19 protein-coding genes are annotated in these 24,891 nt (G+C 73.4%); 10 read left to right on the top strand and 9 right to left on the bottom strand.

Annotated features, from left to right (window positions below; all coding sequences use genetic code 11):
• Positions 1–161: 161 nt before the first annotated feature.
• A complete protein-coding gene (locus M8J74_RS09780; protein WP_249835996.1) occupies positions 162–1,505 on the bottom strand; it encodes a helix-turn-helix domain-containing protein in 1,344 nt (447 codons plus the stop codon).
• A gap of 109 nt (positions 1,506–1,614) precedes the next feature.
• Between M8J74_RS09780 and M8J74_RS09775 the strand changes: the two genes are divergently transcribed.
• Both M8J74_RS09775 and M8J74_RS09770 read left to right on the top strand, forming a co-directional pair.
• Positions 1,615–1,785: a hypothetical protein gene (locus M8J74_RS09775; RefSeq protein ID WP_249835995.1), complete on the top strand. Its 171-nt coding sequence runs from the start codon at positions 1,615–1,617 to the stop codon at positions 1,783–1,785.
• 31 nt (positions 1,786–1,816) lie between these two features.
• Positions 1,817–3,055 carry an amidohydrolase gene (locus M8J74_RS09770; protein WP_249835994.1) on the top strand — a complete coding sequence of 413 codons (1,239 nt, stop codon included), beginning with the start codon at positions 1,817–1,819 and terminating at the stop codon, positions 3,053–3,055.
• A gap of 3 nt (positions 3,056–3,058) precedes the next feature.
• On the opposite strand, the gene M8J74_RS09765 is transcribed toward M8J74_RS09770, so the two are convergent.
• The 4 genes from M8J74_RS09765 to M8J74_RS09750 all read right to left on the bottom strand — a co-directional run bounded on the left by M8J74_RS09765 (position 3,059) and on the right by M8J74_RS09750 (position 8,604).
• Positions 3,059–4,426: an extracellular solute-binding protein gene (locus M8J74_RS09765; protein ID WP_249835993.1), complete on the bottom strand. Its 1,368-nt coding sequence runs from the start codon at positions 4,424–4,426 to the stop codon at positions 3,059–3,061.
• Positions 4,426–7,083, bottom strand: a complete 2,658-nt coding sequence (locus M8J74_RS09760) for a substrate-binding domain-containing protein (protein ID WP_249835992.1) — start codon at positions 7,081–7,083, stop codon at positions 4,426–4,428. Before M8J74_RS09760 ends, M8J74_RS09765 begins: the two co-directional genes overlap by 1 nt.
• Positions 7,084–7,087: 4 nt before the next feature.
• The gene (locus tag M8J74_RS09755; RefSeq protein ID WP_249835991.1) at positions 7,088–7,450 is read right to left on the bottom strand and encodes a hypothetical protein; all 363 of its coding nucleotides are present in this window, start codon (positions 7,448–7,450) and stop codon (positions 7,088–7,090) included.
• Positions 7,451–7,518: 68 nt separating this feature from the next.
• The gene (locus M8J74_RS09750; RefSeq protein WP_249835990.1) at positions 7,519–8,604 is read right to left on the bottom strand and encodes a hypothetical protein; all 1,086 of its coding nucleotides are present in this window, start codon (positions 8,602–8,604) and stop codon (positions 7,519–7,521) included.
• Between the two features lie 173 nt (positions 8,605–8,777).
• On the opposite strand from M8J74_RS09750, the gene M8J74_RS09745 reads away from it, so the two are divergent.
• Entirely contained in the window at positions 8,778–9,248 is a 471-nt protein-coding gene (locus tag M8J74_RS09745; protein ID WP_249835989.1) for a hypothetical protein, read from the top strand.
• Between the two features lie 58 nt (positions 9,249–9,306).
• On the opposite strand, the gene M8J74_RS09740 is transcribed toward M8J74_RS09745, so the two are convergent.
• Positions 9,307–9,780, bottom strand: coding sequence for an SH3 domain-containing protein (locus tag M8J74_RS09740; protein WP_249835988.1), 474 nt, complete (start codon positions 9,778–9,780; stop codon positions 9,307–9,309).
• Positions 9,781–9,979: 199 nt separating this feature from the next.
• Here M8J74_RS09740 and M8J74_RS09735 point away from each other — a divergent pair, with 199 nt between their 5' ends.
• Positions 9,980–10,921 carry a hypothetical protein gene (locus tag M8J74_RS09735; protein WP_249835987.1) on the top strand — a complete coding sequence of 314 codons (942 nt, stop codon included), beginning with the start codon at positions 9,980–9,982 and terminating at the stop codon, positions 10,919–10,921.
• 188 nt (positions 10,922–11,109) lie between these two features.
• Positions 11,110–12,018: an endonuclease/exonuclease/phosphatase family protein gene (locus M8J74_RS09730; RefSeq protein WP_249836103.1), complete on the top strand. Its 909-nt coding sequence runs from the start codon at positions 11,110–11,112 to the stop codon at positions 12,016–12,018.
• 95 nt (positions 12,019–12,113) lie between these two features.
• On the opposite strand, the gene snpA is transcribed toward M8J74_RS09730, so the two are convergent.
• Positions 12,114–12,770 (bottom strand): snapalysin, encoded by a 657-nt coding sequence (gene snpA / locus M8J74_RS09725; RefSeq protein WP_249835986.1) that lies wholly within the window; start codon positions 12,768–12,770, stop codon positions 12,114–12,116.
• A gap of 182 nt (positions 12,771–12,952) precedes the next feature.
• On the opposite strand from snpA, the gene M8J74_RS09720 reads away from it, so the two are divergent.
• Positions 12,953–13,912: a LysR family transcriptional regulator gene (locus M8J74_RS09720; RefSeq protein WP_249835985.1), complete on the top strand. Its 960-nt coding sequence runs from the start codon at positions 12,953–12,955 to the stop codon at positions 13,910–13,912.
• A 52-nt stretch (positions 13,913–13,964) separates the two neighbouring features.
• Here M8J74_RS09720 and M8J74_RS09715 read toward each other — a convergent pair whose 3' ends face one another.
• Positions 13,965–16,019: a PhoX family protein gene (locus tag M8J74_RS09715; protein ID WP_249835984.1), complete on the bottom strand. Its 2,055-nt coding sequence runs from the start codon at positions 16,017–16,019 to the stop codon at positions 13,965–13,967.
• Between the two features lie 232 nt (positions 16,020–16,251).
• Here M8J74_RS09715 and M8J74_RS09710 point away from each other — a divergent pair, with 232 nt between their 5' ends.
• The 3 genes from M8J74_RS09710 to M8J74_RS09700 all read left to right on the top strand — a co-directional run bounded on the left by M8J74_RS09710 (position 16,252) and on the right by M8J74_RS09700 (position 20,688).
• Complete coding sequence (locus M8J74_RS09710; protein WP_249835983.1) at positions 16,252–18,276, top strand: VWA domain-containing protein; 2,025 nt, start codon at positions 16,252–16,254, stop codon at positions 18,274–18,276.
• Positions 18,277–18,421: 145 nt separating this feature from the next.
• A complete protein-coding gene (gene metG, locus M8J74_RS09705) occupies positions 18,422–20,140 on the top strand; it encodes a methionine--tRNA ligase (RefSeq protein ID WP_249835982.1) in 1,719 nt (572 codons plus the stop codon).
• Between the two features lie 71 nt (positions 20,141–20,211).
• Positions 20,212–20,688: a hypothetical protein gene (locus M8J74_RS09700; RefSeq protein WP_249835981.1), complete on the top strand. Its 477-nt coding sequence runs from the start codon at positions 20,212–20,214 to the stop codon at positions 20,686–20,688.
• A 103-nt stretch (positions 20,689–20,791) separates the two neighbouring features.
• On the opposite strand, the gene aspS is transcribed toward M8J74_RS09700, so the two are convergent.
• On the bottom strand, positions 20,792–22,555 hold the full coding sequence (gene aspS, locus M8J74_RS09695) for an aspartate--tRNA ligase (protein ID WP_249835980.1): 1,764 nt from the start codon (positions 22,553–22,555) through the stop codon (positions 20,792–20,794).
• Positions 22,556–22,763: 208 nt separating this feature from the next.
• Between aspS and M8J74_RS09690 the strand changes: the two genes are divergently transcribed.
• Entirely contained in the window at positions 22,764–24,887 is a 2,124-nt protein-coding gene (locus M8J74_RS09690; RefSeq protein ID WP_249835979.1) for a SpoIIE family protein phosphatase, read from the top strand.
• The last annotated feature ends 4 nt before the right edge of the window (positions 24,888–24,891 follow it).

The raw sequence follows: 24,891 nt of genomic DNA, 5'->3' as shown, positions 1-24,891 counted from the left end.
ACAGCCGTACTGCGACCGTCCTCGTCTCCTCGCGGCGGACGGGCCGAATCAGGGGCCCGGACTCGTGACACGCCCACTCGGGACTTTCCGCACTACCCGTGTGAGCACGCCCGAAACCCGGCCGCCCGCCCCCGCACGAGGCCACCGCGGCCGTCGCACGGTCACAGCGGCGGCTGCGCCGGGGCCGGGCCGAGGGTGGTGGTGCCCGGCGCCGTACGGTGGCCCAGCCCGGTCCGGTAGGCGTCCAGGGCCGCCTCCACCCGCCCGGTCCGGCGCAGCAGGTCCCCCAGCAGCCGGCACAGGTCGGCCAGGTCGCCGGCCGCCCCGGCCCGCTCCAGCAGGCTGAGCGCCCGTACGTAGTGCTCCTCGGCGGTCTCGGTGTCGCGGGCGTCCTCGGCGATGATGCCGAGGAGGCGGTGGGCGGCGGCGGAGTGCAGCGCGCCACGCTCGGAGTTCAGGTCGTTCAGGGTGTCGTGGAGAAGGGCGGCGGCCTGCTCGGACTTGCCGCGGCGGTGCAGGACGTCGGCGAGCTCGACGGCGACCTGGCTGCTGTAGAGGGCGGCCCGCTTGGCGGTGAGCATCTCCAGGGCCTGCCGCAACTCCGCCTCGGCGCGCTCCAGTTCGCCGTTCTGGGCGCACACGTACCCGCGCATCCAGTGGCAGTTGGCGAGTTCGGTGCGGATCTGCAGGGTGCGGTACAGCTCGGACGCCTTGGCCAGCGAGGCGTCGGCCTCGGCGATACGGCCCTCGGCGAGCAGGGTACGGGCGACCGAGCGGTGCATCCGGGCGACGAGGGCGGGGTCGCCGGACTGCGGCGCGAGGGCGAGGGCGAGTTCGGCGGCCTGGGCGGCGCGGGCGTGGGCGCCCATGTCCATGTAAGGGCCGATGATGCTGGCGTAGAGCAGGAGCAGGGCGTCGGGGTCGTGCAGCCCGCCCCGGTTGAGTTCGTCGAGGGTGGACTCCAGCAGGTAGACGGCGTAGCGGAGTTCGCCCGCCAGGTAGTGGGAGACGGCGCGTCCGCGCAGGGCCGGGACGCGGGCGGGCAGCGGGGCGTCGGCGAGGGTCTTCTCCGCCCGCTCGAAGTGCCGTCGGGCGTCGGTGAGTTCACCGGTGTCGAGGGCCGACTCGCCGAGCCCCAGCTGGGCGGCGGCCTGGACGTCGACGAGGTCGTGCCGCTCGGCCTCGGCGAGCAGCGCGGCGTACAGCTCGGCGGCCTGCTCGGCCTCGCCGCCGGCGAGCGTGCGCTGGGCCTCGGTGAGCCGGAGCCTGAGGTCGGTGGCGAGCCGGGCAGGGCGCCCGGTGGCGAGTTCCTCGTACGCCACTCCGAGCCGCTCGGCGATGTGCCGGAGCGCCTCGTCGGAGGCGCGCACCCGGCCGGCTTCGAGGGTGGAGATGTAGGCGGGGGTGTAGGCGGGTTCGGCGAGCTGCTTCTGCGTCAGCCCGCGGGCGGCCCGCAGCTGCTGCACCCGTCTGCCGATGACCTCCGGTTCGTCGCGGTCTGTCATCCCAACTCCCCCTGGCCCTCTTGCTGTTAGCCCCCGCCCGCCCCTAGGTTAAGCCACGGATTAAACATGCTTAACCCGTTGCTGTAATCACCGCTGTCGCGAGGTCGCCGTGCAGGAACGCACCAGCCCCACCGAGCGCTACGCAAGAGGTTTCGCCGCCGCGCTGATCGCCGTGGCGACCCTGGTCCTGGCGGCGAACGCGGGACCGGCGAGAGCGGCGGACGATCAGCAGCCGGCGGCCCGGGTCCAGCAGGCAGCACACGCCGTCGCAAGCCCCTGACGTCGGCGGCCGCCGTGCGTACGCTGCGGGGATGACCTCTGCCGCCGCCCGCACCGCCCTCGACCTGACCGCCGACCTGCCGGTGACCGCCCTGGAGGACCTCTACCGGGACCTGCACCGCCACCCCGAGCTCTCCCTCCGGGAGCACCGCACGGCCGGACGGCTGGCCGAGCAACTGCGCGAGGCGGGCTACGAGACCGCCGAGGGCGTCGGCGGCACCGGGGTCGCCGGGCTGCTGCGCAACGGGGACGGGCCGACCGTCCTGCTGCGCGCCGACATGGACGCGCTGCCGGTCGTGGAGGACACCGGGCTGCCGTACGCCTCCGAGACCCCCGGTGTGATGCACGCCTGCGGGCACGACCTGCACGTCACCTGGCTCGCGGGCGCGGCCCGGGCGCTGGCGGCGGGGCGGGAGACCTGGAACGGCACGCTGCTGGTGGTGGGACAGCCCGCGGAGGAGTCCGGGCAGGGCGCCGAGCGGATGGTCGCGGACGGCCTCTACGAGCGGTTCGCGCGGCCGGACGTGCTGCTCGGTCAGCACGCGGCGCCGGGCCCGGTCGGGTTCTACGCCCACTCCCCCGGCCTGATCATGTCGGCGTCGACGGACGTCGACATCGTCGTGCACGGGCGGGGCGGGCACGGTTCGCGGCCCGAGACGACCGTCGACCCCGTCGTCACGGCCGCCCATCTCGTCACCCGGCTGCAGACCGTCGTCTCCCGCGAGATCCCCGCGAAGGACTCGGCGGTGCTGACCGTGGGCCGGATCGAGGCGGGCACCCGGCACAACATCATCCCGTCCGAGGCGCGCATCGCCCTGAACCTGCGCACCCAGTCCGAGGAGGTGCGGACGCGGATGCTCGCGGCGATCCGCCGGATCGCGGCCGGCGAGGCGCTGGCCGCCGGATGCCCGCGGGAGCCGGAGATCACGGTGGGCGCGACCTTCCCGGTGACCGTGAACGACGCGGAGACCGACCGCCTGGTCGCGGCCGTGCACGAGGAGGTGCTCGGGGCGGGGACGGTCCTCGACTTCGGGCCGGTGATGGGCAGCGAGGACTTCTCGCACCTGGCCCAGGGCGGCATCCCGTACTCGTACTGGTTCGTCACGACGACCCGGGCCGACGTGTGGGAGGCCGCCGAGGGGGCGGACCTGATGGAGAAGTTCCTGGCCGTCCCCAGCAACCACAGCCCGCAGTTCGCCCCGGACCTCGCCACGGTCGCCCCGGGCGTGCGCACCCTGGTGTCGGGCGCCCTGGCCTGCCTGGAGAGCTAGCCCCTAGTCGGGCAGGGCCTTGCGCAGGGCCTGGTCGAGGGCGCTCGCCAGTTTCTCGTCGGTCGGCGGGCTGTCGCCGAACAGGGCGCCGAGCTGCGCGATGAACGTCTGGGTGAAGGCGCCGTACAGCGGCGTGCGGGGGCGCTGAACGGCCTTCTGCAGGGCGGGCAGCAGGATCCCGCGGGCGTACTTCGGGCGGCCGTCGGCGTCGCGGGGCATCGGGTCGGTGCGCTCGCCCGTGGGCGAGGCGGACGGTGCCGCGGTGCCCGTGGTGCAGTGCAGGTCCGGATCCCGGTAGGCGGAGGTGCGGGTGGCCGCGAACCCCGCGTCGAGCAGGCAGCGTTCGCTCTCGGCGCTGGTCAGGTAGGAGATCAGCTCGGCCGCCTTGTGCGCCCGCGGGGAGGAGGCGGTCACCGCGAGGTTCTGCCCGCCCAGCACCGCGGCGCCCGGCAGCGGGGCCACACCCAGCTGTTTCTCGGTGAAGGTCTGGAAGAGGCTGCGGTAGCCGTAGGGCCAGAAACGCAGGAACGCGGTGCGGCCGTCCGCGAAGTCGCTCATCGAGGCCGGCTCGTCGGAGTGCACGGCGGCGGGCAGGAGATAGGGCGAGGCGGTGCGCCGGCGCAGCTCCGCGATGCCCTGCGCCAGCTTGTCGACGTCACCGTCGTAGTGGCCCTCGGCGTCGGTGAGCCTCAGCTCGGGCACCTCCGTCGTGAACGCCTCGATCGCGTTGACGGTACGGCCCTCGTAGCCGGCGAGCTGTGTGGTCCAGCCCTTCTGGTAGCCCTTGGGGGCGAGGTCGTCGACGTCGCCGATCAGCGCGTCGATGTCCGTCCAGGAGGTGTCCTTCGCGCTCAGGTCGGTCTCCTGGACGCCGGCGTCGCGCAGCCAGTCGCGCCGGTAGAACAGCAGCCCGACGTCGCTGTTGAACGGCACCGCGTACACCTTGCCGTCCCAGCGGGCCGTGCTGGCGACGGAGTCGATGACGTCGCCGGGGATCAGTGAGCCGGGCAGCGGGCGCACCAGGTGGGCGGCGGCGAACTCCGGCACCCAGGTGACGTCCAGGTTCACCACGTCGTAGGACGCGCTGCCGGACTGCAGGGCGCCGAGCAGCTGGCTGCGCTGCTCGTCGGCGCTGCCGGAGAGTTCGACCAGGCGGGCGTGGTAGCCGGTCCCCGCCTTGTCCTGCGCGCGGTTCCAGGCCTCGATGAGCTGCTCGCGGATGCCGTTCTTGCCGGTGACGTCGCGGCCGCTGGCGATGACGATCTCGCCGGGCACCTCCTGCGCGGAGGACGCGCCGGTGTCTCCCGTCCCGCCGGTGCAGGAGGTGAGCAGCAGCAGGGCGGCCACGGCCGCCAGGCGCCGTAGAGCCATCAGTCCTCCCCCGTTCCGGTGCGCGCGACCTCGTCGGCCAGGCCCGTGCCGAGGTCGTCGTCGGCGTCCAGGCAACGGCCGCCGCTCGCCGCGGAGATCGCCGCGTCCGGCCTGCCGCGGTCGCAGCCGCCGCTGACCAGGGACACCATGGTCACCGGCACCCGCCCCTTGCCCGCGCGGGCCTTGTTCAGCACGTCGTCGAGGGCGGCGCCGGTCAGCCGGCCGTCGTCCTCGTCGTCGGTGATGAACACGATCAGCTCGGGGCGGTTGTCGTCGGTGCCGCGGCGGTGCATCTCGTCGAGTGCGGCGGCCAGGGCGGCGTGCGGGTCGGCCTCGGCGTCCCGGACCCTCGCGCCACGGACGGCCCGTTCGGCCTCCTTGCGCGTGTGGTGGCCGTAGCGCAGGAGCGTGGTGTAGGGCCGCTCGCCCAGTCCCGACACCGTCCACACAGCGAACTCGTCGCCGGAGCCGAGGCCGCCGAGCGACTGCCTCAGCAGTCCGGGGCCGCCGCTGGGCCCGTCCCAGAGGCCGCCCATGGAACCGGAGTCGTCGAGCAGGTAGAGCACGCGGCCGGGTCCGCCCGCGCCCCGGTACCGCTCCAGCGCCCGGTCCATGGCACCGCTCGCGGCGCCCTCGGTGCGCGGGGACGGGGCGCGCAGCACCCCGTCGGCGGCGTTCTCGCCGTCGAGCAGGGCCCGGTGGCGGGCGTCCCGGAACCCGTCGCGGGCGAACACCGCCCGGCCGCCGGGCCCGGCCAGCCAGGTGCGGAAGGCCTTCGCCGCCTCGTCGCGGGCGGCGCCGTCCCGGTCGCCGTGGTCCCAGCGCACCCGCACGAAGGTGGGCTCGACGGCGGGCACGTCGTCCGGGTACCGGGCGGTGCGCCGCTCGCGGGTCGTACGGTCGCAGCCGACGCCGGTCCTCAGCAGGAACTCCGGCACCAGGGCGGCGGTGGCGGCGTCCGCGGACGGGTCCTCGGGCAGCGCGCACAGCAGGTCGGCGGCGGTCCGGGAGGGCGGCCCCGCCTGGGCGACCAGCCGCTCGGCGCGCCCGGGGTCGGCCGCCTGCGCGGTGCCGGTGCCGTACAGGCCCGTCGTGGCCAGCAGCGCGGCGTCGGCGTACTCGGGGTCGGGCCGGCGCACCCGTAAGTCGGCGGTCCGGGCGGTCAGGGCGCCCAGCATCGCCGACAGCGGCCGCCGGGTGCGCGGTCCGGCGCCGGGAACGGAGTCGGGGACGGCGAGGACGACCGGCGAGTAGGCGAGCGGCCCGCCGGCCGGCACCAGGTGGGCCACGGCCGCGGTGTCCTGGCCGTCCTTGACGCGGTCGACGTCCGCGGGGGTGGCGGGGATCCACACGTCGGGCTGCGGTCCGACGTCCCGCTGCGGGTTGAGGTCCTCGTCGTGCGGCTCCCGCCAGTCCTCGGTCTGCCGCCGCAGTGCCGTGACCGCGTCGGCCGCGCCCGCGCCGTAGACGGTGATCCCGCTGCGCCGGCAGCCGTGGCCGTCGGTGTCGGCGTCCGAGGTGAGGTAGGCGTCGGCCGCCGCGGTGACCGTCGGCTCCAGGTCGGGGTCGGTCAGCACCCGCAGTTCGAGCGGCGGGGCGCAGGAGGCGGAGCCGCGCAGCAGGGCGGCGACGCCGACGGAGCCGGCGCCGAGGACGGCGAGGGCCAGGGCGAGGACGACGCCGGCCCGGGCGGGGCGGGACAGCCTTTTGAACCGGTCGAGGACGCGCCGGGTGCGTGCGCGCAGGGCGGCGAGGGCGGTGCGGAGCCGGTGGGGGAGCGGGGGACGGCGGGCGGGCGGCAGCCTGGACTGGTCGTCGGAGGGGCCGGGGGTGTCGGTGGACGAGGTCGGGGCGCCGGGCCGGAGCGTAATCGGCAGCGTCGGCCGGCTGCCGGGCGGCTGCGCGGGGGCACCCCGCGCGGACAGCAGGACGTCCGCCTCGGCCTCCATCCGGCTGAAGGGCCGCCACGGCCGGTCGCGCAGGGTCCGCAGGTCCAGGGCCTCCATCCGGGCGCGCACGTCCGCGGCGAGCCGGGCGAAGCCGACCTCGCCGTCCCGGCCGAGGAGGCGCACGAGTTCGGCGGTGAACGGGGTCGGGGTGGTGTCGTCGCCCGCGTCGATGCGGTGGTTGGGCTGCACGCTCATCAGCAGCAGCACGCGCCGACGGTCCTCGAAGGGCTCCCACTGCTCCCAGACGTGGGAGGCGTTGCCCGCGTAGCAGCAGTCGAGGATCACCACGATCCGCTCGGCCCGGCTCGCGGCCAGCATGCCCAGGACCGTGTCGAAGGCCTCGGCGCCGGGGAAGACGGACGCCTCGCCGCGGTAGATCTCCGCTCCGCGCAGCTGCAGGAACAGCGGTTCGGCGGCGCTGGGCACCGCCGCGTGCCCGGCGAAGTACACCAGCAGCAGGCCCTCGGCGTCGTGCGTGGCCTCGCGCAGGGCGTTGTGGAAGGTGCCGAGGTCGGGCGAGGCGAGAGCGGTGATCTGGTCGGCGCCGAAGACCCGCCCGCCGCGCAGCGCCTCCTGAAGCCCGGTCAGGTTGTGTGCCACGGCCGGCAGCGGCCCGGGCACGCCGTGCGGCGGATCGACGTGGTCGTACTCGCCGACGCCGACCAGCAGTGCCCGGTTCGCCTTGCCCCGCGGGTCGAAGCGGTTCACGGCACTACCTGTCGTCGGCCGCACCGCCGACCTGTGCCTCGGGCGGATCGCCGGCCTCCACGCTGCGGCGGTTCTCCCGCCAGGCCACGACCGCGAGCCGGACCGCCACCATCAGTTCCTTGAAGGCGGCGGAGGCGGCCCCGCCGATCAGCACGACGACGACCTCCGTGCCGAAGCCCATCGGCGTACCGGGGTCCTCGTTCCTGCGGTCGCGCAGTTCGATCTGCAACTCGCCGCGCCGCAGCCCCTCGGCGAGCGGCTCCTCCCGCTCCAGCCACTGCCGCAGCGCCACGACGTCCCGGTCACCGGCGGTGCGGTCCAGGCGTACGCGTATCTCCTGGTCGGCCACTCCATCCCCCTCAGCCATAAGTCACCATCATGACACCACGGTTGCTCAGGGGACAGGGGTCGTCACCGTACGTCGCAGGGGAGTTGTCAGCTCTGCGTCTGCAACTGCCTTAGCTGGCGCTGGACATGGTCCAGCGCACCCTGCCGGCGCCCCGGCACCCGGGCGCGCAGGTCGGCCAGCGCGGGCCCGATCCGGCGTGCCTCCTGCGCGTCGCGGATCTGCCCCCACTGGTGGTGCGCCCGGTCCACGGCCGCCTCGACCGCCGGCGCGTCCACGGCCTGCCCGGCCGACAGCCGGGCCAGCGCCACCAGCATCCAGGCCCGGCAGCTGCGCACCGGATCCCCGGCCAGCATGGCCAGGTCCGCGCGCACCTCCGCCCAGTGCAGGGCCTGTTCGGAGCCGGCGCCATGGGCCTGTACGGCGGCCCGCTCGTGGTCGGCGGCGAGAGAGTCGGCGTCGGGGTGCCGGCCGGCCTGGACGGCGGCGGTGATGGCGGCGTGCGGGTCCGGCCGGGTCGCGGGGAGCGGGGGGACGCTCGCGACCGGTGGCCGCGCGGCCGTGAGCACGATGCCCGGACCCTCCTCGGCGATGCGTGCGAGGGCCTGCTGGTGCAGCTGTTCCACCGGCGGCCGCCATCCGCTGCGCAGGATGGTCGCCACGGCCTTCATGTACGTCGGCACCGCCACCGCCCGCCGGGCCGCGGGCGGCGCGACACGGCCGTAGACGGCGTTGTTGTGACCGGAGTCGAGACGGTTCGCCGCCAGCCACTGCCAGGTCTCGGCGTCGGCGTGCAGGTCGGCGAAGAGCGTCGTGGAGCCGGGCGGGCGCAGGCGCAGCTCCTCCTTGAGCCAGTGCCAGGGCAGGCCGGTGTAGCGGACGGTGGAGGGGGTGGTGCGGGCCAGCGCCAGATGCGGCAGCCGCTGGCGGCGGTCGAGCTGGAGCTGGCCGGTGACGAAGACGGTGAGCGGCCCGGGCGCGCCGGCGGCGGCACGCAGCCGGGTCAGCACGGCCTGCGGTTCCAGGGGGTCGGCGAGCTCGACGACGTTCGCGGTGTCCGCGCCGGACAGGACGGCGGGCGGGACGGCCGCGAGGACGGGAAGCACGGACGCCGCGTCCACCAGGCAGCCCCTGCCCGCCGGGGCGGCGGCGAGCAGCAGCACGGTTCCGGGCATCGTTCCCTCCCCATCCCCCGTCGATCACGTACGTCAGCACCGTAACCGCTGCGACCGCCGCGCCGTCACCGCAGGACCGCGAACGTCCGCTTCCTCCCCTCCCGCCGACTTGCCAGGGCCCCCGCCCAGGTGTGCCCTGGAAGGCAGGGGCGAGGAGAGAGAGGAGTCCTCTCATGGCTCATGCGGCACCCGCGCGCGGCGGCGGAATGATGGGGAAGGTCCGGGCCAATCGTGCCGACCGGCCCACCCGCACACCCGACCTGTTCGACGAGCGTGTCCACACGGTGGCCCGGTACGCGATCCCCGTGGTCCTCGGGCTCGTCTACGGGTTCTGGGCGGCCACCAACCGCCGCCACGGCGGCGAGATCACCGGCTGGAACATCCTGTTCGGCCTTGTGACCGCGGTCGTGTTCATCGTGCTGTGCATCGCCGTCGCGACCTTCGCGCCGCTGCTGAAGCGGGAGTTGCACTCGCTGGTGAAGTCGGCCTTCGCCGGCGCGGCCGTCGGCTTCCTGTACAGCCAGACCGGGGACTCGATCCTGCGGTCGGTGGCGCTGGGCGTCGGGGTGACGGCGGCCGTCTTCCTGGTGTTCTTCTACCGCTACTACACGCGCGAGGACGCCGAGGGGCACCGCATCCGCTGACGGGCGGACACGGACACGGGTGGGCCCCGGCCATGACGGCCGGGGCCCACCCGCTCCCTCACCTTCCGGTGGTCACGGTGACGGTGACGGTGGTGGTCACCGCCCAGGTGGCGCTCCAGCTCGGGTCGTTGTGGTCGGCGTTGGCCCAGTGCCCGTCCCGCCACCGCGGACAGGGGTCCGCGCAGGTCGGCACCCGGCGGCCACCGGTGTCCACGAACTCGGCGCTGGCCCAGCCCCGCGCGCCGACGAGCCAGTACCAGTACGGATTGCGGTCGACGCTCTGGCCGCGGACCATGCACAGGACACGGTCCTGGCTGCCGGGCGACAGCCGGTCGACGAGCGGCGAGTCGACGCTGGGTCCCGCCCGGACGTTCAGCGCGGTACGGGAGACGACGGTGCCCCAGATCGGACCGCCGCCGCCCCGTACTTGCGAGGTCCGGGCCGCCGCTGCCGTGCCCGTCGCGGCGGCGACGAGGGTGCCACCGGCCAACAGGGCAGCGGTCAGGGTCCGCAGGGCCGGAGTGGTGCGCATGATCGGCCTCCTTCTCCCCAGCACCATGAGACACCCGTTCGGGTGAACCCTCCACCGGAGAGCGGAACCCCCAGTTCCGGCCTGCTTTCCCTCGCACAGCGCCCGTTCGGCCGCCCGCGTGCACCCGAATGCCGCGCGGATGCACCCGGATGCGGGCGCACCGCTCGCGCGCCGGGCCCGCGGGGCCTTGCCTGAGAGGGTGTCCATACGCCTCAGGAGCGCCCTGTCGGCCGCCCTCCTCGCCCTCGCCTGCCTCCTCGCGCCCTGCGGCGCGCTGGCGGCCTGGGCGGCGTACGACCTCGCCGACACCGGCCGCTACGTCAGCACCATGGCGCCGCTCGCCGGTGACCCGGCGGTGCAGGGCGCGGTCGCGGACACCGTGGGCGCCCAGGTCATGGACGAGGTCGGGGACCGCCCCGAGGTCCGCCCGATGCGCTCCGCCGTCGGCCCCTACGTGCACGACGCGGTCCGCTCCTTCACCCGCACCGAGACCTTCCGCGCGGCCTGGGACTCCGCCAACCGCGCCCTGCACGACGCCGTCCTGCACGCCCTGCGCGACGACCGCGAACGCGCGGTACGGGTCGACCTCGCGCCGGTCACCGCCCAGGTCAAGCGCCGTCTCACCGATCAGCACATGCCGCTCGCCGCCCGCATCCCGGTCGAGCACACGGCGGTAGACGTCCTCCCGGCCCAGGACCTGGACCGGCTCCGGAAAGGGTTCCACGTGCTGGAAGTCGCCGGTTTCTGGCTCCCCTTGGCGGCCGTGGTCTTCGCCGTCGCCGGGCTCGCGGTCGCCGCGTGCCGCCGGCGCGCGCTGACCGCGACCGGCCTCGGCACCGCGCTCGGCGGCGCCTGCCTCGCCCTCGCCGTCGCCGTCGGCCGCCGTCTCACCCTGGCCGACCTGCCCGAGGCGGTGCACCGACCGGCCGCGGGCGCGGTCTACGACGCCCTCACCACGACCCTGCGCGAGGCCTCCTGGCTGCTGGTCACCATCGGCCTGGCGGTGGCCCTCGCCGCCTGGCTCAGCCGCCACCTGCACCCGCGCCCGCCCAGACCCGGTCCGCCGACAGCCGTGTCACCGCTCCCCGACCTGAGCGCAGCCGATCACCCGTCCGTGACGGGGATGAGCGCGCAAGCGTAGGCTCGGGATGCGTGGATCAACCAGCCCGTCATGGGGGTCCCCCCGATCGAGCGAAGTCGAGAGTGGGGGAGTTTGAGGACGAGGCCCCTTCAGGGCCGAAGCGGGGGCCTGGGGGCGGCAGCCCCCAGCGAGGCCCGCGCGGACGCCGGGCGCCCGCCAGGAGACTCGGTGCCTGGACATCCGGCGCCCTGCTGGCAGCCACCAGCACCGTCGTCGCCTGCCGCGCCGCCGGCACCGACGCCCTCACCCCCGTCACCCAGCTCCTGGCCTTCCTGCCCTGGCTGCTCGTCCCCACCGCGCTCGCCCTGCTCCTCGCCCTGCTCGCCCGCTGGCGGCCCGGCATGGTGTGGGCGCTGCTCGTCCTCGCGTTCCTGGCCTGGTTCATCGAGCCGTACGGCAGGGTCGACGAACCCGGCGGCGCCCCCCTCGCCGAGCTCACGGTGCTGACGTCGAACGTCGAGTTCGGGCGGGGCACGCCGGCCCTGGTCCCCGAGATCCGGCGGCACCGGCCGGACATCGTGTTCGTCGAGGAGTGCGAGTACACCTGCCAGGCCACGCTCCGCCGGGAGTTCGGCACCGGCTACCCCTACCGGCAGGCCGTCGTGGCGGGTGGGTCCAAGGGGTCGCTCGTCCTGAGCCGGCTGCCCCTGACCGGCGCCGCCGGGGTGCGCGGCGAGATGGGCATGCCCGGCGCCGTCGCCGACGTGCGCGGCCACGCCGTACGGCTCCAGCTCGCGCACCCCATGCCCCCGCTGCCCGGCCAGGTCGGGGTGTGGCGCCGCGAACTCGGCCGGCTGCGCGAGGCGGCCGCCGCCCGCTCCGGTACGCCGATGATCCTGGCCGGCGACTTCAACTCCTCCCAGGACCACGCCGCCTTCCGCCGCATCCTGGACACCGGCCTGCGCGACACGGCCCGGCTCGCCGGCCACGACCGCACGCCCAGCTGGCCGTCGCGCACCACGCCCGCCTTCGGCGCCCAGATCGACCACGTCCTCGTGACCAAGGACTTCTCCGCGAACGGCGCCCGCTTCCTGAAGCTCGCCGGCACCGACCATCGCGCGCTGCTCGTGGACATCACCCTCCACCGGCCCGGCTGAGGCGGGCCCGGGGGCGGCACAGACGGGTGCGGGCCGCCTCGTGCAGGAGAGGCGGCCCGCACCGTGTGGGGGGTGGGGTCAGGTCTCGGCGGAGGTCAGCCCTTGCTCAGGGCCTTGTCCAGGGCGGCGGCGAGGCCGTTCGCCCACAACTGGTTCACACGGGCCCGCTCGTTGGCGTTCGGCTGGGCGTTGGTGCACGACGTCCCCGGGCCGCCGCCCGACATCAGCTCGCTGCACGGGCCCGAGTAGTGGTCCGGCAGCCCCAGCACATGGCCGGTCTCGTGGGCGGTCACGCGCGTGGAGTCGTACTGCCGGTTCTGCGCGTAGTCGAGGAAGACGTAGCCGCTGCCGTGCCCGTCGGTGGAGGCGTACGAGCCTCTGGAGTCGTTGCCCTCGCGGTAGCTGAAGTCGGCGTTCGAGGACGAGCCCGACTGCAGCTTCACGTTCGACACCGCGCTGTTCCAGATCTGGGCGCTGCGGGATATCTGCGCGCTGAACGACGGCGCGCGGGAGGCGTCGTAGACGACGGTGACGGCGGCGGCGCTGTCCGGGTGGGCGGCGCGCTTCTCGGCGACCGACTTCAGCACGGCGTCGAAGAAGGCCCGGTTCGCCTTCGCCTCGGCGGGGGAACCGGTGTAGCCGGAGTACGGGGCGGGGGCCGGTGCGGCGGAGGCCGGGACCGCCGTGCCGAGGCCGAGGACCGCGAGGCCGAGAGCGGCCGCGGCCGCCGTACGGGAGAATGACAAAGTCATCGAGGACTCCTTGGTGGGGGGTGAGTCTCGATGTGAGTGTCGGCGCCTGTGGGGCGGCTGTGATGATGGCAACCGGCGATAGCACGGCCGTATCACCGCCCCGGTCCGGGCCCGATTCACCTGTGCACGGCGGGATTTGTGCGTCTGGTGAAACCTTTGATTCCGCTTTACGCTCCGACGGCATGGAGCTTGAGGTGAGACACCTCCGCGCGCTGTGCGCCATAGCCGACACCGGCAGCCTGCACCGCGCCGCGCGCCAACTGGGCGTTGCCCAGCCGTCGTTGAGCACCCAACTGCGCCGCATCGAACAGGAGCTGGGCGGCGCCCTGTTCGTCCGCGCCCGCACCGGATGCCGGCCCACCCCGCTGGGCAGCCTGGTGCTCAGCCGCGCCCGCCCGCTGGTGGCCGAGATGCGCTCCCTGGTCACCGAGGCCAGGGCGGCGGCCGCCGGCGGCCAGGAGTTCCGCGTCGGCTCCACCGCCAGCAAGGCCCTGGCGGGCTGGCTGCGCCGGCTGCGCGCCCGCGGGCAGGAGCCGACCCTGCACATGAACGTCTCGCCGAACGCCCTGCTGCGCATGGTCGCCGACGGACAGCTCGACGTCGCCTTCGTGCACGAGGTCGAGGGCAGCCCGCTGCGGGTCCCCGACGGCCTGCGCGTACGCGTCCTCGTGGACCGCGAACCGCAGTTCGTCCTGCTGCCCGTCGACCACCCGGCCGCCGCCCGCCCGGCCGTCCACGTCGGCGAACTCGCCCACGACCGCTGGATGATCGACCCCACGGTGGACGGCGAGTGGGAGGCCGTGCAGCGCATGTTCCGCGCGGCCGGCATCAGCCCGCACGTCCTGCACGGCGACTACCACACGGCGGCCGCCCTGGTGGCGACCGGCGAGGTCGTCACCGTCTGCCAGCCGACCGCGCTCTCCCGCCCGGACATGGCGGTGCGCCGCCTGCACGGCGACCCCCTCGGCGTACGGCTGCTCCTCGCGGCCCGCACGGAGACGGACCTCGACGGCGCCCTGCCCGCGCTGGAGGAGGCGTACCGGGAGGCGGCGCGGCAGGCGCCGGCGTACCGGGCCTGGCTGGAACTGGAGGGTGCGGGGAGCACACCGCACCACCGCACCCCGGTTCCCGCCCTGCCGTAGACGACTTCCGGCCACCCGCGGAACGCTCGGGCGCCCCGGACGCCGAGGCGTCTCAGACGCCGATGTCGCGGCCGTCCCGGCGCCATACGGCGACCACGGCCGGGCGGGTGATCCGGCCGGGCCCGTCGGGCCAGGTGCTCGCGGGCTTCTCCACGGACGCCCCGTCGACCTCGCCCGGGTGCTGCACGGCGACGAGCACGCGCCGCTCCTGGATCACCGGCCCGCAGGTCTCCGCACCGGTCGGCACGGTGAGGAACTGCTTCAGCTCACCCCGCCGCTCGCCGCGCGTGGCGACGCCGAACAGGCCGTCGTGCGAGCCGAGTTGGTTGCCGTCGGTGGAGATCCACAGGTTGCCGTGCGGATCGAAGGCGACGTTGTCCGGGCAGGAGATCGGACTGACGGCGTCCTTCGGGAACCCGGCGAAGTAGGTGGCCGGGTCGTCGGGATCACCGGCGACGAGGAAGAGAGACCAGGCGAACTCGACACTTTCCGGCCTGTTGTGACGCTCAGTCAGCTCCAACACGTGCCCGTGCTTGTTGGCGTTGCGCGGGTTGGCCTCGTCGGCCTTGGCGTTCGCGCCGACACCGCGGTTGGAGTTGTTGGTGAGGGCGACGTACACCCTGCCGGTGTGCGGGGAGGGCTGGATGTCCTCGGGCCGGTCCATCTTGGTGGCGCCGACCCTGTCCCCCGCGAGCCGGGTGAAGACGAACACCTCCTCGGCCGACATCCCCTCGACGTGCGAGACGGCGCCGTCCGCGGTGGCGGTGGCGAGCGGGATCCACCGGCCGCTGCCGTCGAACTCGCCGTCGGCGGGCGGCTTGCCGCTGCCGTCGATCTCGACCGCGGGGGAGTCACCGGTGAGCCGGGCGACGTACAGCGTGCCCTCGTCGAGCAGGGACAGGTTGTGCTCGCGCACGGCCCGGCCCGTCCCGTGCCGCATGCGCTTGCTGCCGACGAACTTGTAGAAGTAGTCGAACCGCTCGTCGTCGCCGGAGTACACGACGGGCCGCCCGTCGGCGGTGAGCCGCACGGTCGCCGCCTCGTGCTTGAACCGGCCGAGCGCGGTGTGCTTGCGGGGCGTGGAGGCCGGATCGTAGGGGTCGAACTCGACGACGTACCCGAAGCGGTGCACCTCGTTGGGCTCCTGGGCGAGGTCGAACCGCTGGTCGAAGCGCTCCCACTTGCGCTCGGTCGCCCCCGTCCCGACGCCGTAGCGCTTGTCCGTGGCCCGCGATCCGTTCGCGAAGTACTGGTTGAAGTTCTCCTCCCCGTGCAGGGTGGTCCCCCAGGGAGTGGTCCCGCCGGAGCAGTTGTTGAGGGTGCCGAGAACCTTCGTGCCGGTCGGGTCGGCGGACGTCCTGAGCAGCGGGCTGCCGGCGGCGGGCCCGGTGAGCCGGAACGCGGTGGTGGCGGTGACGCGCCGGTTGAGGTGGTGCCGGGCCACGGCGGTCAGCCGCCCGGTCCTGCGGTCCTCCTCCACCACGACGGCGGACAGACCGTGCGCGGCCCAGGCGACCTCGACCTGCTCCCGCGTCGGACGAGCGGCGTCGTAGCCGCGGAACATCAGGATCTCGTCCGTGTACTCGTGGTTGGCGACGAGCAACTGCCGCCCCCGCTCGCCCGGAAGGGGCAGCAGGGCGAGGAAGTCGTTGTTGTACCCGAACTGCCCGGCCTGCGCGGCGGCCGTCTGGTGCTCCGGGTCGAAGGCGGGGGCGCCGCGCAGGATGGGCTCGCCCCAGCGGATGACGACGTTCTGGGCGTAGCCGTCGGGCACGACGACGGCGTCGACCGTGTTGGGGGCGACGGCGCCGAACCGCAGCCCGCGGGCGCCCGCACCGCCCGGTTTCGGCTTCCCGTACGACCGCGCGCCCGCGGCGGCCGGCTCGGCCCCCGCCAGACCGGCCGTACCGGCCGCGGCCGCGACGGTCACCACGGCGGCGGCCCGCATCAGCGAGCGGCGGCCGATGGCGTCGGCGATGACGTCGCCCACGTACGGGTTGGCGCTGGTGTTCGGCACCTCGTGGAAACAGGCGTCACCGCACCGGAACCGGCACGTCAGGGCGGACCGCCCGCCCGGATGCGAGATGATCGGCAGCAGCTTGCGCACTTTGCTCTCCCCTTACGACCCCTTGGTGTGATCGTGACGGTAGGGGTATACCCGCGCGGGGACACTGCGACCGGGTGAATGGGGAGTGAACCCCCGGGAACCGTGGGGCCGTTGACAAAGACGGATGCCCCGTCTAGTGCCCCTGCCCAAGATCGCCATGCGGGGCCGCTAACCTTACGTGTCCGTCCTGGCCAGTGATTGACGGTTTCAACTCACGCGAAGGGTTGCGCGCATGGGCATTCTCACTCTCCTTCGAAACGCGTTCGGCAGGTCACGCAAGGGGCGTGCCGCCGAAGCAGAGGGTGCCGACCAGACCCCTTCGCAGCCGGCTCCCGAGCCGACGGCGTCCCCCCGGCTCCCGTCCCCCCGCACCGAATCGACCCCGGAAGCTCCGCGCACCGACGAGCACGACCTGGTCGCGGCCGCCTTCGACAACGTCTCGGTCCCCAAGCCGACAGAGGCGGAGACCGAGGGCAGCCCGTCGGAGGCCTCGGCCGAGCCGGCGGCGGAGCCTGCCGTGACGACGCCCGCCGAGCCGCAGGCCGAGGAGGCGGAGACCACCGCCCCGGAAGCCGCGGTGACGGACGAGCCGGTTGCCGAAACGGAACCCGAGCCGGCGGTGGAGGAGCAGGAGCCCACCGCCCCGGTGGCCGAGACCGAGGCCGAGAACAAGCCGGCGGCGGAGGAACCGGTCACGGAGACCACCACCGAGGACGAGCCGCTGACCGCCCCGACCACGGAGAGCACTCCCGAGCCGGAGACCACGCCCGTCGCGGAAACGGCTCCCGAGCCGGAGCCCGAGCCCGTCGCCGAGCCGGAGGCCGCCGTCGCCAACGAGCCCGAGGCGAAGGCCGAGCCGGAGCCCGAGCCCGTCACGGAGCCCGAGCCCGTCGCCGAGCCGGAGGCCGCCGTCGCCACCGAGCCCGAGGCGAAGGCCGAGCCGGAGCCCGAGCCCGTCGCCGAGCCGGAGGCCGCCGTCGCCACCGAGCCCGAGGCGAAGGCCGAGCCGGAGCCCGAGCCCGTCGCCGAGCCGGAGGCCGCCGTCGCCACCGAGCCCGAGGCGAAGGCCGAGCCGGAGCCCGAGCCCGTCACGGAGCCCGAGCCCGTCGCCGAGACGGCCGAGCCTGAGCCCGTTGCCGAGGCCGCTGCTGAGGCGGAGACCGAGCCCGCGCCCGAGCCGGAGGCTGCCGTCGCCGACGAGCCCGAGGCGAAGGACGAGCCGGAGCCCGTCACGGAGTCGGAGCCCGTCGCGGAGACGGCCGAGCCTGAGCCCATTGCCGAGACCGCCCCTGAGCCGGAGGCCCCCGTCGCCAACGAGCCCGAGGCGAAGGACGAGCCGGAGCCCGTCACGGAGGCGGAGCCCGTCGCGGAGACGGCCGAGCCTGAGCCCATTGCCGAGACCGCGCCTGAGCCGGAGGCCCCCGTCGCCAACGAGCCCGCGGCGAAGGACGAGCCGGAGCCCGAGCCCGTCGTGGAGACCGTCCCCGAGGCCGAGGCCGCCACGGATGTCGCCGCGGCCGCCGACGGCGAGGACGCCCCACAGGAGGCACCCGCACCCGACGACGAGACCGTCACGGGTGGTGCGGGTGGGAACGACCAGCCCGCCGAAGGCGAAGCCGAGGCCGACACCACCCCCGCCGCCACCACCCCCGCCGCCACCGCCCTCGCCAAAGCCAACCTCACCGGCACCCGAGCGCAGCTCTACCTCGTCCTCGACCGCTCCGCGAGCATGCGCCCGTACTACAAGGACGGCTCCGCCCAGGCCCTCGCCGACCAGACCCTCGCCCTCGCGAAGCACCTCACGGACGACGAGCCCCCCACCGTCCACGTCGTCTTCTTCTCCACGGAAGTGGACGGCACCGTCGACCTCACCCCGGCCTCCTCCGAGAACGCGATCGACGAGGCACACGCGGGCCTCGGCCGCATGGGCCGTACCAGCTACCACGCCGCCGTCCAGGCCGTCCTCGCCCACTACGACGAGCACGTCACCCCCGGCACCCCCGCCCTGGTCGTCTTCCAGACCGACGGCGCCCCGGACGCGAAGACCCCGGCCACCCAGTCCCTCACCGACGCCGCGAAGTCCCACCCCTCGGTGTTCTTCTCCTTCGTCGCGTTCGGCGACCACGACAACAAGGCCTTCGACTACCTGCGCAAGCTGAAGACCGGCAACACGGCCTTCTTCCACGCGGGCCCGACCCCCCTGGAGCTCACGGACGCCGAGCTCTACGACGGCGTACTGATCGACTGGCGCCCGTAGCACCCGCCCCCCACCCTCACCCCTCCCCCAACCCCTGCCGCCCGCTTCTCAGCCCGTAAAACGAGGAGCGGGCGGCATACACATGTCGGCTACGATTTCAAGGTTCGCAATCGCAGCAACGAAACCGACCTGGGAGCAGCCCCCGATGGCTCGACACCTCATCACCAGCGCCCTTCCGTACATCAACGGAATCAAGCACCTGGGCAACATGGTGGGGTCCATGCTCCCGGCGGACGTGTACTCCCGCTACCTCCGCCAGCGCGGCCACGACGTCCTCTACATCTGCGCGACGGACGAGCACGGCACCCCCGCCGAGCTGGCGGCCAAGGAGCAGGGCCTGCCCGTCGCGGACTTCTGCGCGCAGGCGCACGACGCGCAGAAGGCGGTCTACGACGGCTTCGCGCTCGCCTTCGACTACTTCGGCCGCAGCTCCAGCGCGCAGAACGTCGAGATCACCCAGCACTTCGCCCGCCGCCTCCACGAGAACGGCTTCATCGAGGAGCGGGCGATCCGCCAGGTCTACAGCCCCACGGACGGCCGCTTCCTGCCGGACCGCTACGTGGAGGGCACCTGCCCGCACTGCGGCTACGACAAGGCCCGCGGCGACCAGTGCGAGAACTGCACCCGCGTCCTGGACCCGACCGACCTGATCAACCCGCGCTCGGCGATCTCCGGCTCCACCGACCTGGAGGTCCGCGAGACCAAGCACCTCTTCCTCCTGCAGTCCAAGCTGCAGCACAAGGTCGAGGCCTGGGTCGCCCGGCACGAGGACGACTGGCCGCAGCTGGCCTCCTCCATCGCCCGCAAATGGCTGAACGAGGGCCTGCACGACCGCGCGATCACCCGCGACCTGGACTGGGGCGTGCCGGTCCCGGCGGACACCTGGCCGGAGCTGGCGGCCGAGGGCAAGGTCTTCTACGTGTGGTTCGACGCCCCGATCGAGTACATCGGCGCGACGAAGGAGTGGGCGGACCTCGACCCGGCGAACCGCGACTGGAAGTCGTGGTGGTACGACGTCGACACCGACGTCCGCTACACGGAGTTCATGGCCAAGGACAACGTCCCCTTCCACACCGTGATGTTCCCGGCCACCGAGCTGGGCGTGCGCGAGCCGTGGAAGAAGGTCGACTACGTCAAGGCCTTCAACTGGCTGACGTACTACGGCGGGAAGTTCTCCACCAGCCAGAAGCGCGGTGTCTTCACCGACCAGGCGCTGGAGATCCTCCCGGCCGACTACTGGCGCTACTTCCTCATCGCCAACGCCCCCGAGTCCGACGACTCGTCCTTCACGTGGGAGCACTTCACGGCCACGGTCAACAAGGACCTGGCCGACACCCTCGGCAACTTCGTCAACCGCGTGCTGTCCTTCTCCCGCAAGCGTTTCGGCGACGAGGTCCCCGCGGGCGGCGAGCCCGGCGAGGCGGAGACGAAGCTGGGCGGGCAGATCGCGGAGCTCCTCGCCGAGTACGAGTCCCACATGGAGTCCCTCCAGTTCCGCAAGGCCGCCGCGGCCCTGCGCGCCCTGTGGTCGGCCGGCAACTCCTACCTGGAGGAGAAGGCCCCCTGGCTGGAGATCAAGACGGACAAGGACGGCGCGGCCCTCACCCTGCGCACCGCGATGAACCTGATCCACCTGTACGCGGTGGTCTCGGAGCCGTTCATCCCGGCGACGTCGGCCGCCATGCGCCAGGCGTTCTCCCTCGACGGCGACATCGCGTCCTGGGTCACCGCGGACGAGGCCCGTGCCCTCACCGCCGTCCCGGCCGGCACCCCGTTCACGGTCCCGCCGGTGCTGTTCGCCAAGCTCACGGACGAGGACCTCGAGGCCTACAAGAAGCGCTTCGGCGGCGAGCCCGGGCAGTGACACACGCGTAGGAACCGTGGAGACGGGGCTCGGAAAGCCGAACAGCTTTCCGAGCCCCGTATTGTTCCGCCATGGCAGTGCCCGAAGTCGTCCCGATCGCCTACGAGCCCAGGAGCCGGACCGAGTCCATCGGCCGGTACTCCGAGGGGCAGTTCCTGGCGTCGCTCACGTACGCCTTCCCCGCCGGATTCCGTCTCGACCACGGCTGGGAAGAGCACAAACGTCTCTACACCGTCCTGCACACCTTCGACTTCGAGGGCCGCTACCGCGACTCGGAGATCTGGTGTGCGGGCACCTGGGCCGAGCAGCTGCAGGATCCGGACGGTGACGCGTCGGTCCTCCAGCGCGCCCGCGTCCATCTGGCGAAACTCCTGCGCAGCCTGCCCCGCCGCTCCTACACGGACATCGCGATACGACCGTTCCAGGTCACCGTCGACGACGTGGTGTTCGGCCTGGTGACCGGCGAGGACGAGGAGGGCAGCTGGGCCGAGCTCTACCCGGACCGCCTGTTCTTCTCCCCACCCTGGGACGGCTCCTACGACACCTAGGTGCCCGCGCCCCAGGAGGCCCCGGCCTCGGCGTCCAAGGGGGCGGGCAGGCGAAAGGGCCCGGGACCGGTGTCGGCCTCGGGCCCTTCGGGGCCGCTCGGGGTTACTTCGGCTGCGGCTTGCGCACCGACAGGTGCAGCTCCTTCAGCCGCGCCTCCTCCAGCTCCGTCGGCGCGCCCATCATCAGGTCCTGGGCGTTGCCGTTGAGCGGGAAGGCGATGGTCTCGCGGATGTTCGGCTCGTCCGCGAGGAGCATGACGATGCGGTCGACGCCGGGGGCGATGCCGCCGTGCGGCGGGGCGCCGAAGCGGAAGGCGCGCAGCATGCCCGCGAACTTCTCCTCGACGGTGTCGCGGTCGTAGCCGGCGATCTCGAAGGCCTTCAGCATGATCTCGGGCTCGTGGTTCCGGATCGCGCCGGAGGACAGCTCGACGCCGTTGCAGACGATGTCGTACTGCCAGCCCAGGATGTCCAGCGGGTCCTGGGTCTCCAGGGCCTCCAGGCCGCCCTGCGGCATGGAGAAGGGGTTGTGCGAGAAGTCGATCGCGCCGGTCTCCTCGTCCTTCTCGTACATCGGGAAGTCGACGATCCAGCAGAACCGGAAGACGCCCTCCTCGAAGTGCCCGGCGCGCTTGGCGGCCTCGACCCGGACCGCGCCCATGATCTTGGAGACCTCGTCGAACTCGCCCGCGCCGAAGAACACGGCGTGCCCGGCGGCCAGCGACAGGCGCTTGGTCAGCTCGGCGACGTTCTCCTCGGTGAGGAACTTCGCGATCGGGCCGGAGAGCGAACCGTCCTCGGCGACCCGCACCCAGGCCAGGCCCTTCGCGCCCTGCGAGACGGCGAAGTCACCGAGCTGGTCGAAGAACTTGCGGGGCTGCGCGGAGACGTCCGGCACCGGCAGCGCGCGCACGTGCTTGCCGGCGAAGGCCTTGAACTCCGAGCCCTCGAAGATGTCGGTGATGTCGACGAGCTCCAGCTGGGCGCGCAGGTCCGGCTTGTCGGAGCCGTACTTCAGCATCGCCTCGCGGAAGGGGATGCGGGGGAACGGCGAGGTGACGTGACGGCCGTTGCCGAACTCCTCGAACAGCTCGGTCATCAGCTGCTCGATGGGGCGGAAGACGTCCTCCTGCTCGACGAAGCTCATCTCGACGTCGAGCTGGTAGAACTCGCCCGGCGAGCGGTCCGCGCGGGCGTCCTCGTCGCGGAAGCAGGGCGCGATCTGGAAGTAGCGGTCGAAGCCGGAGATCATCAGCAGCTGCTTGAACTGCTGCGGCGCCTGCGGCAGGGCGTAGAACTTGCCCGGGTTCAGGCGGGAGGGGACCACGAAGTCGCGGGCGCCCTCGGGGGAGGTCGCCGACAGGATCGGGGTCGCCATCTCGTTGAAGCCCAGCGCCGTCATCTTGTGCCGGATCGCCGAGATGACCGCCGTACGCAGCATGATGTTCTTGTGCATGCGCTCGCGGCGCAGGTCCAGGAAGCGGTACTCCAGGCGCCGCTCCTCGTTGACCCCGTCCTCGGCGTTGATCGTGAAGGGCAGCGGGGCGGCGGTGCCCAGCACCTCGACCTCGCCGACCTCGATCTCGATCTCGCCGGTGGGCAGCTCGGCGTTCACGTTCTCGGTTCCACGTGAAACAACGCGGCCGTCGACACGGACGACGGTCTCCTTGGAGAGCTTGTCCAGGGCCTCGTACGCGGGGGTGCCGGGACGGGCGACGAGCTGCGTGATGCCGTAGTGATCGCGCAGATCGATGAAGAGGATGCCGCCCAGGTCGCGCCGATTGTGCAGCCAGCCACTCAGCCGGACGTCGGTGCCGACGTCAGAGGAGCGGAGCTCGCCGCAGGTGTGGGACCTGTACCGATGCATCGTCGTTCATCGTCCTTCGTGGTGGGGTGGTGTGCGCCGGGAAGACCGCCCGGCATGAACGGGCGCAGGGCCCGGACCTCCCAAGGGTACCGGCCGCCCCAAGCTCGGCTCCCCACCCTTTCGAGGCCGTCTTGACATCCGCGTGACGAGCGGCACTCCTCGGTCGGATCGGTGGCACTCCTCGATCACCTCTCCATAAAGTGGGGCAATGCGCACTGGCGAGCCCTTGCCGCCCGTGGGGGAGGTCCTCGCCACCCTCGCGACCGGCCTGTGGACCTGGGACACCGCCTCCGAGCTCGTCACGGTCGACGCCGAGGCGGCACGGCTGCTCGGGCTGCCCGCGGAGCAGACCACGCTCACCGAGGCGCAGGCCCGGGCCCGGCTGCACCCCGTGGACTGGAACGAGATCATCAGCGTGGTCGGTCTCGCCGTCGCCGAGCGCACCCTCGCCGAGGTCCGCATCCGGATCATGGACGAGCACGGCCGGGTGCTGCGCGTCGTCCGCTCCCGTTCCAAACCGTCGTACGACAAGGAGCGGCACGCCTTCCAGCTGATCGGCACCCTGCAGGAGGTCACCGAGCCGACGCCGGGCACCCCGGCCGGGCGCAGCGCCGTCACCGGTGACTGGCGGCGCTCCCGGGAGGCGTTCCTGCTGGACGCGGGCCGGGCGCTGGCGGAGGCGCGGTCGACGGAGGAGGTGCTGCGGGTCGCGGCGGGTCTGTCGATGCCGGGCTTCTCCCCGGACGGACTGGCGGTCTTCGGCACCGAGGGCGAGCGGGTGACCGTCGTCGGCCTGCACGGCTACCAGCCCGGCGACGAGACCCCGTTCTCCGCGATGCCGCTGGACACGGACCATCCGGCGGCCGAGGTCATACGCACCGGCCGCGCCGTCTATCTGTCGACGCCGTCCGACTACAAGGCCCGCTACCCCGTGATGTGGCAGCTGGTGGAGAGCTTCGGCCGGCAGTCCTGGGCGTTCCTGCCGCTGATCGTCGCGGGCCGCACGATGGGCGCCTGGATGGCGTCCTTCGCCTACCCGGTCGCCTTCACCCCCGACGAGCGCTCGGTCCTGACCACCGTCGCCCGCATGCTCGCCCAGGCCCTCTCGCGCGCCGGCACCGCCGAGACCGAGCGCGCCCTCACCGACGGCCTGCAGCGCTCGATGCTGCCGACGCTCGGCCCGCAGATACCGGGCATGACCGTCGCCGCCCGCTACGTCCCCACCGGCGGCGGCCTCCAGGTCGGCGGCGACTGGTACGACATGATCCCGCTGCCGGGCGGCCGGTTCGCGCTGGCCATCGGAGACGTGCAGGGCCACGACGTGCGCGCCGCCGGGCTCATGGGCCAGCTCCGCATCGCCCTGCGCGCCTACGCCTCCGAGGGGCACCGCCCCGACGCGGTCCTCTCCCGCGCCTCCCGTTTCCTGCACGGCATGACCGACGGCGACGGCGAGCTGCTCGACCCGCGCTTCGCGACCTGCCTGTATGTCGAGGCGGACCCGGCCACCGGCACCCTCGACATCGCCCGGGCCGGTCACCCGGACCCGGCGATCCGGCTCGCCGACGGCACGGTGCTGGCCCGCCCGACCGCGGGCGGGCTGCCGCTCGGCATCGACCCGGACGCCGACTACCCCACCACCCGCTTCGCCCTCGAACCCGGCGAAACGATGCTGATCTGCACCGACGGCCTCATCGAGACCGGCGGGCACGACCTGGACAGCGGCTGGCAGCGCATCCGCGAGATCCTGGAGGACCACAAGGGGGACCTGGAGGAACTCGCCGACGCCCTGGTCCAGGGCGTGCACGGCCCGTCCTCGCACCACACCACGGGCCCGCTCGCCGACCGCCGCGAGGACGACATAGCGGTGGTGCTGCTGTGCCGGCCGGGAGAGGGCTGCGGCTTCCCGGTGCCGGCGGCGGCCCCGCAGGTCCGGCGCACGATGCTGTCCGTCGCCCAGGCCGAGCCGGAGCGGGTGGCGGTGGCCCGGCAGCATCTGCGCGAGCTGCTGCACGACTGGCGCTCGCAGGACCAGATCGACTCGGCGGTGCTGCTGCTCTCGGAGATGCTGACGAACGTCCTGGTCCACACCGACGCCGACGCCCTGCTGCTGGCCGAGGTCCGCGGCGAGGTGGGCAGCCGCCGGATGCGCGTGGAGGTCAACGACACCAGCGACGACCTGCCGCACAAGCGCCGCCCCGGGGAGCTGGCCTCCTCCGGCCGCGGACTGGTCCTGATGGAACTGCTCGCCCAGGCGTGGGGCGTCGACCCGCGGGGCGAGGGCAAGAGCATCTGGTTCGAGCTCTACGAGGCCGAGGAGGCGGTCACCCCGTAGGGTG

This window comes from Streptomyces panaciradicis, from assembly GCF_023516615.1.
Lineage (GTDB): Bacteria > Actinomycetota > Actinomycetes > Streptomycetales > Streptomycetaceae > Streptomyces > Streptomyces panaciradicis.
Note: the sequence above shows the minus strand (reverse complement) of the source record. Positions and strands in the feature narration are given on the sequence as shown.

Coding starts and splice junctions, on each gene's coding strand:
- M8J74_RS09770 (WP_249835994.1), top strand. CDS start 1,817: ATGACCTCTGCCGCCGCCCGCACCGCCCTCGACCTGACCGCCGACCTG.
- metG (WP_249835982.1), top strand. CDS start 18,422: ATGGCTCGACACCTCATCACCAGCGCCCTTCCGTACATCAACGGAATC.
- M8J74_RS09750 (WP_249835990.1), bottom strand. CDS start 8,604: ATGCCCGGAACCGTGCTGCTGCTCGCCGCCGCCCCGGCGGGCAGGGGC.
- snpA (WP_249835986.1), bottom strand. CDS start 12,770: ATGACTTTGTCATTCTCCCGTACGGCGGCCGCGGCCGCTCTCGGCCTC.
- M8J74_RS09690 (WP_249835979.1), top strand. CDS start 22,764: ATGCGCACTGGCGAGCCCTTGCCGCCCGTGGGGGAGGTCCTCGCCACC.
- M8J74_RS09765 (WP_249835993.1), bottom strand. CDS start 4,426: ATGGCTCTACGGCGCCTGGCGGCCGTGGCCGCCCTGCTGCTGCTCACC.
- M8J74_RS09700 (WP_249835981.1), top strand. CDS start 20,212: ATGGCAGTGCCCGAAGTCGTCCCGATCGCCTACGAGCCCAGGAGCCGG.
- M8J74_RS09720 (WP_249835985.1), top strand. CDS start 12,953: ATGGAGCTTGAGGTGAGACACCTCCGCGCGCTGTGCGCCATAGCCGAC.
- M8J74_RS09745 (WP_249835989.1), top strand. CDS start 8,778: ATGGCTCATGCGGCACCCGCGCGCGGCGGCGGAATGATGGGGAAGGTC.
- M8J74_RS09710 (WP_249835983.1), top strand. CDS start 16,252: ATGGGCATTCTCACTCTCCTTCGAAACGCGTTCGGCAGGTCACGCAAG.
- M8J74_RS09755 (WP_249835991.1), bottom strand. CDS start 7,450: ATGGCTGAGGGGGATGGAGTGGCCGACCAGGAGATACGCGTACGCCTG.
- aspS (WP_249835980.1), bottom strand. CDS start 22,555: ATGCATCGGTACAGGTCCCACACCTGCGGCGAGCTCCGCTCCTCTGAC.
- M8J74_RS09780 (WP_249835996.1), bottom strand. CDS start 1,505: ATGACAGACCGCGACGAACCGGAGGTCATCGGCAGACGGGTGCAGCAG.
- M8J74_RS09740 (WP_249835988.1), bottom strand. CDS start 9,780: ATGCGCACCACTCCGGCCCTGCGGACCCTGACCGCTGCCCTGTTGGCC.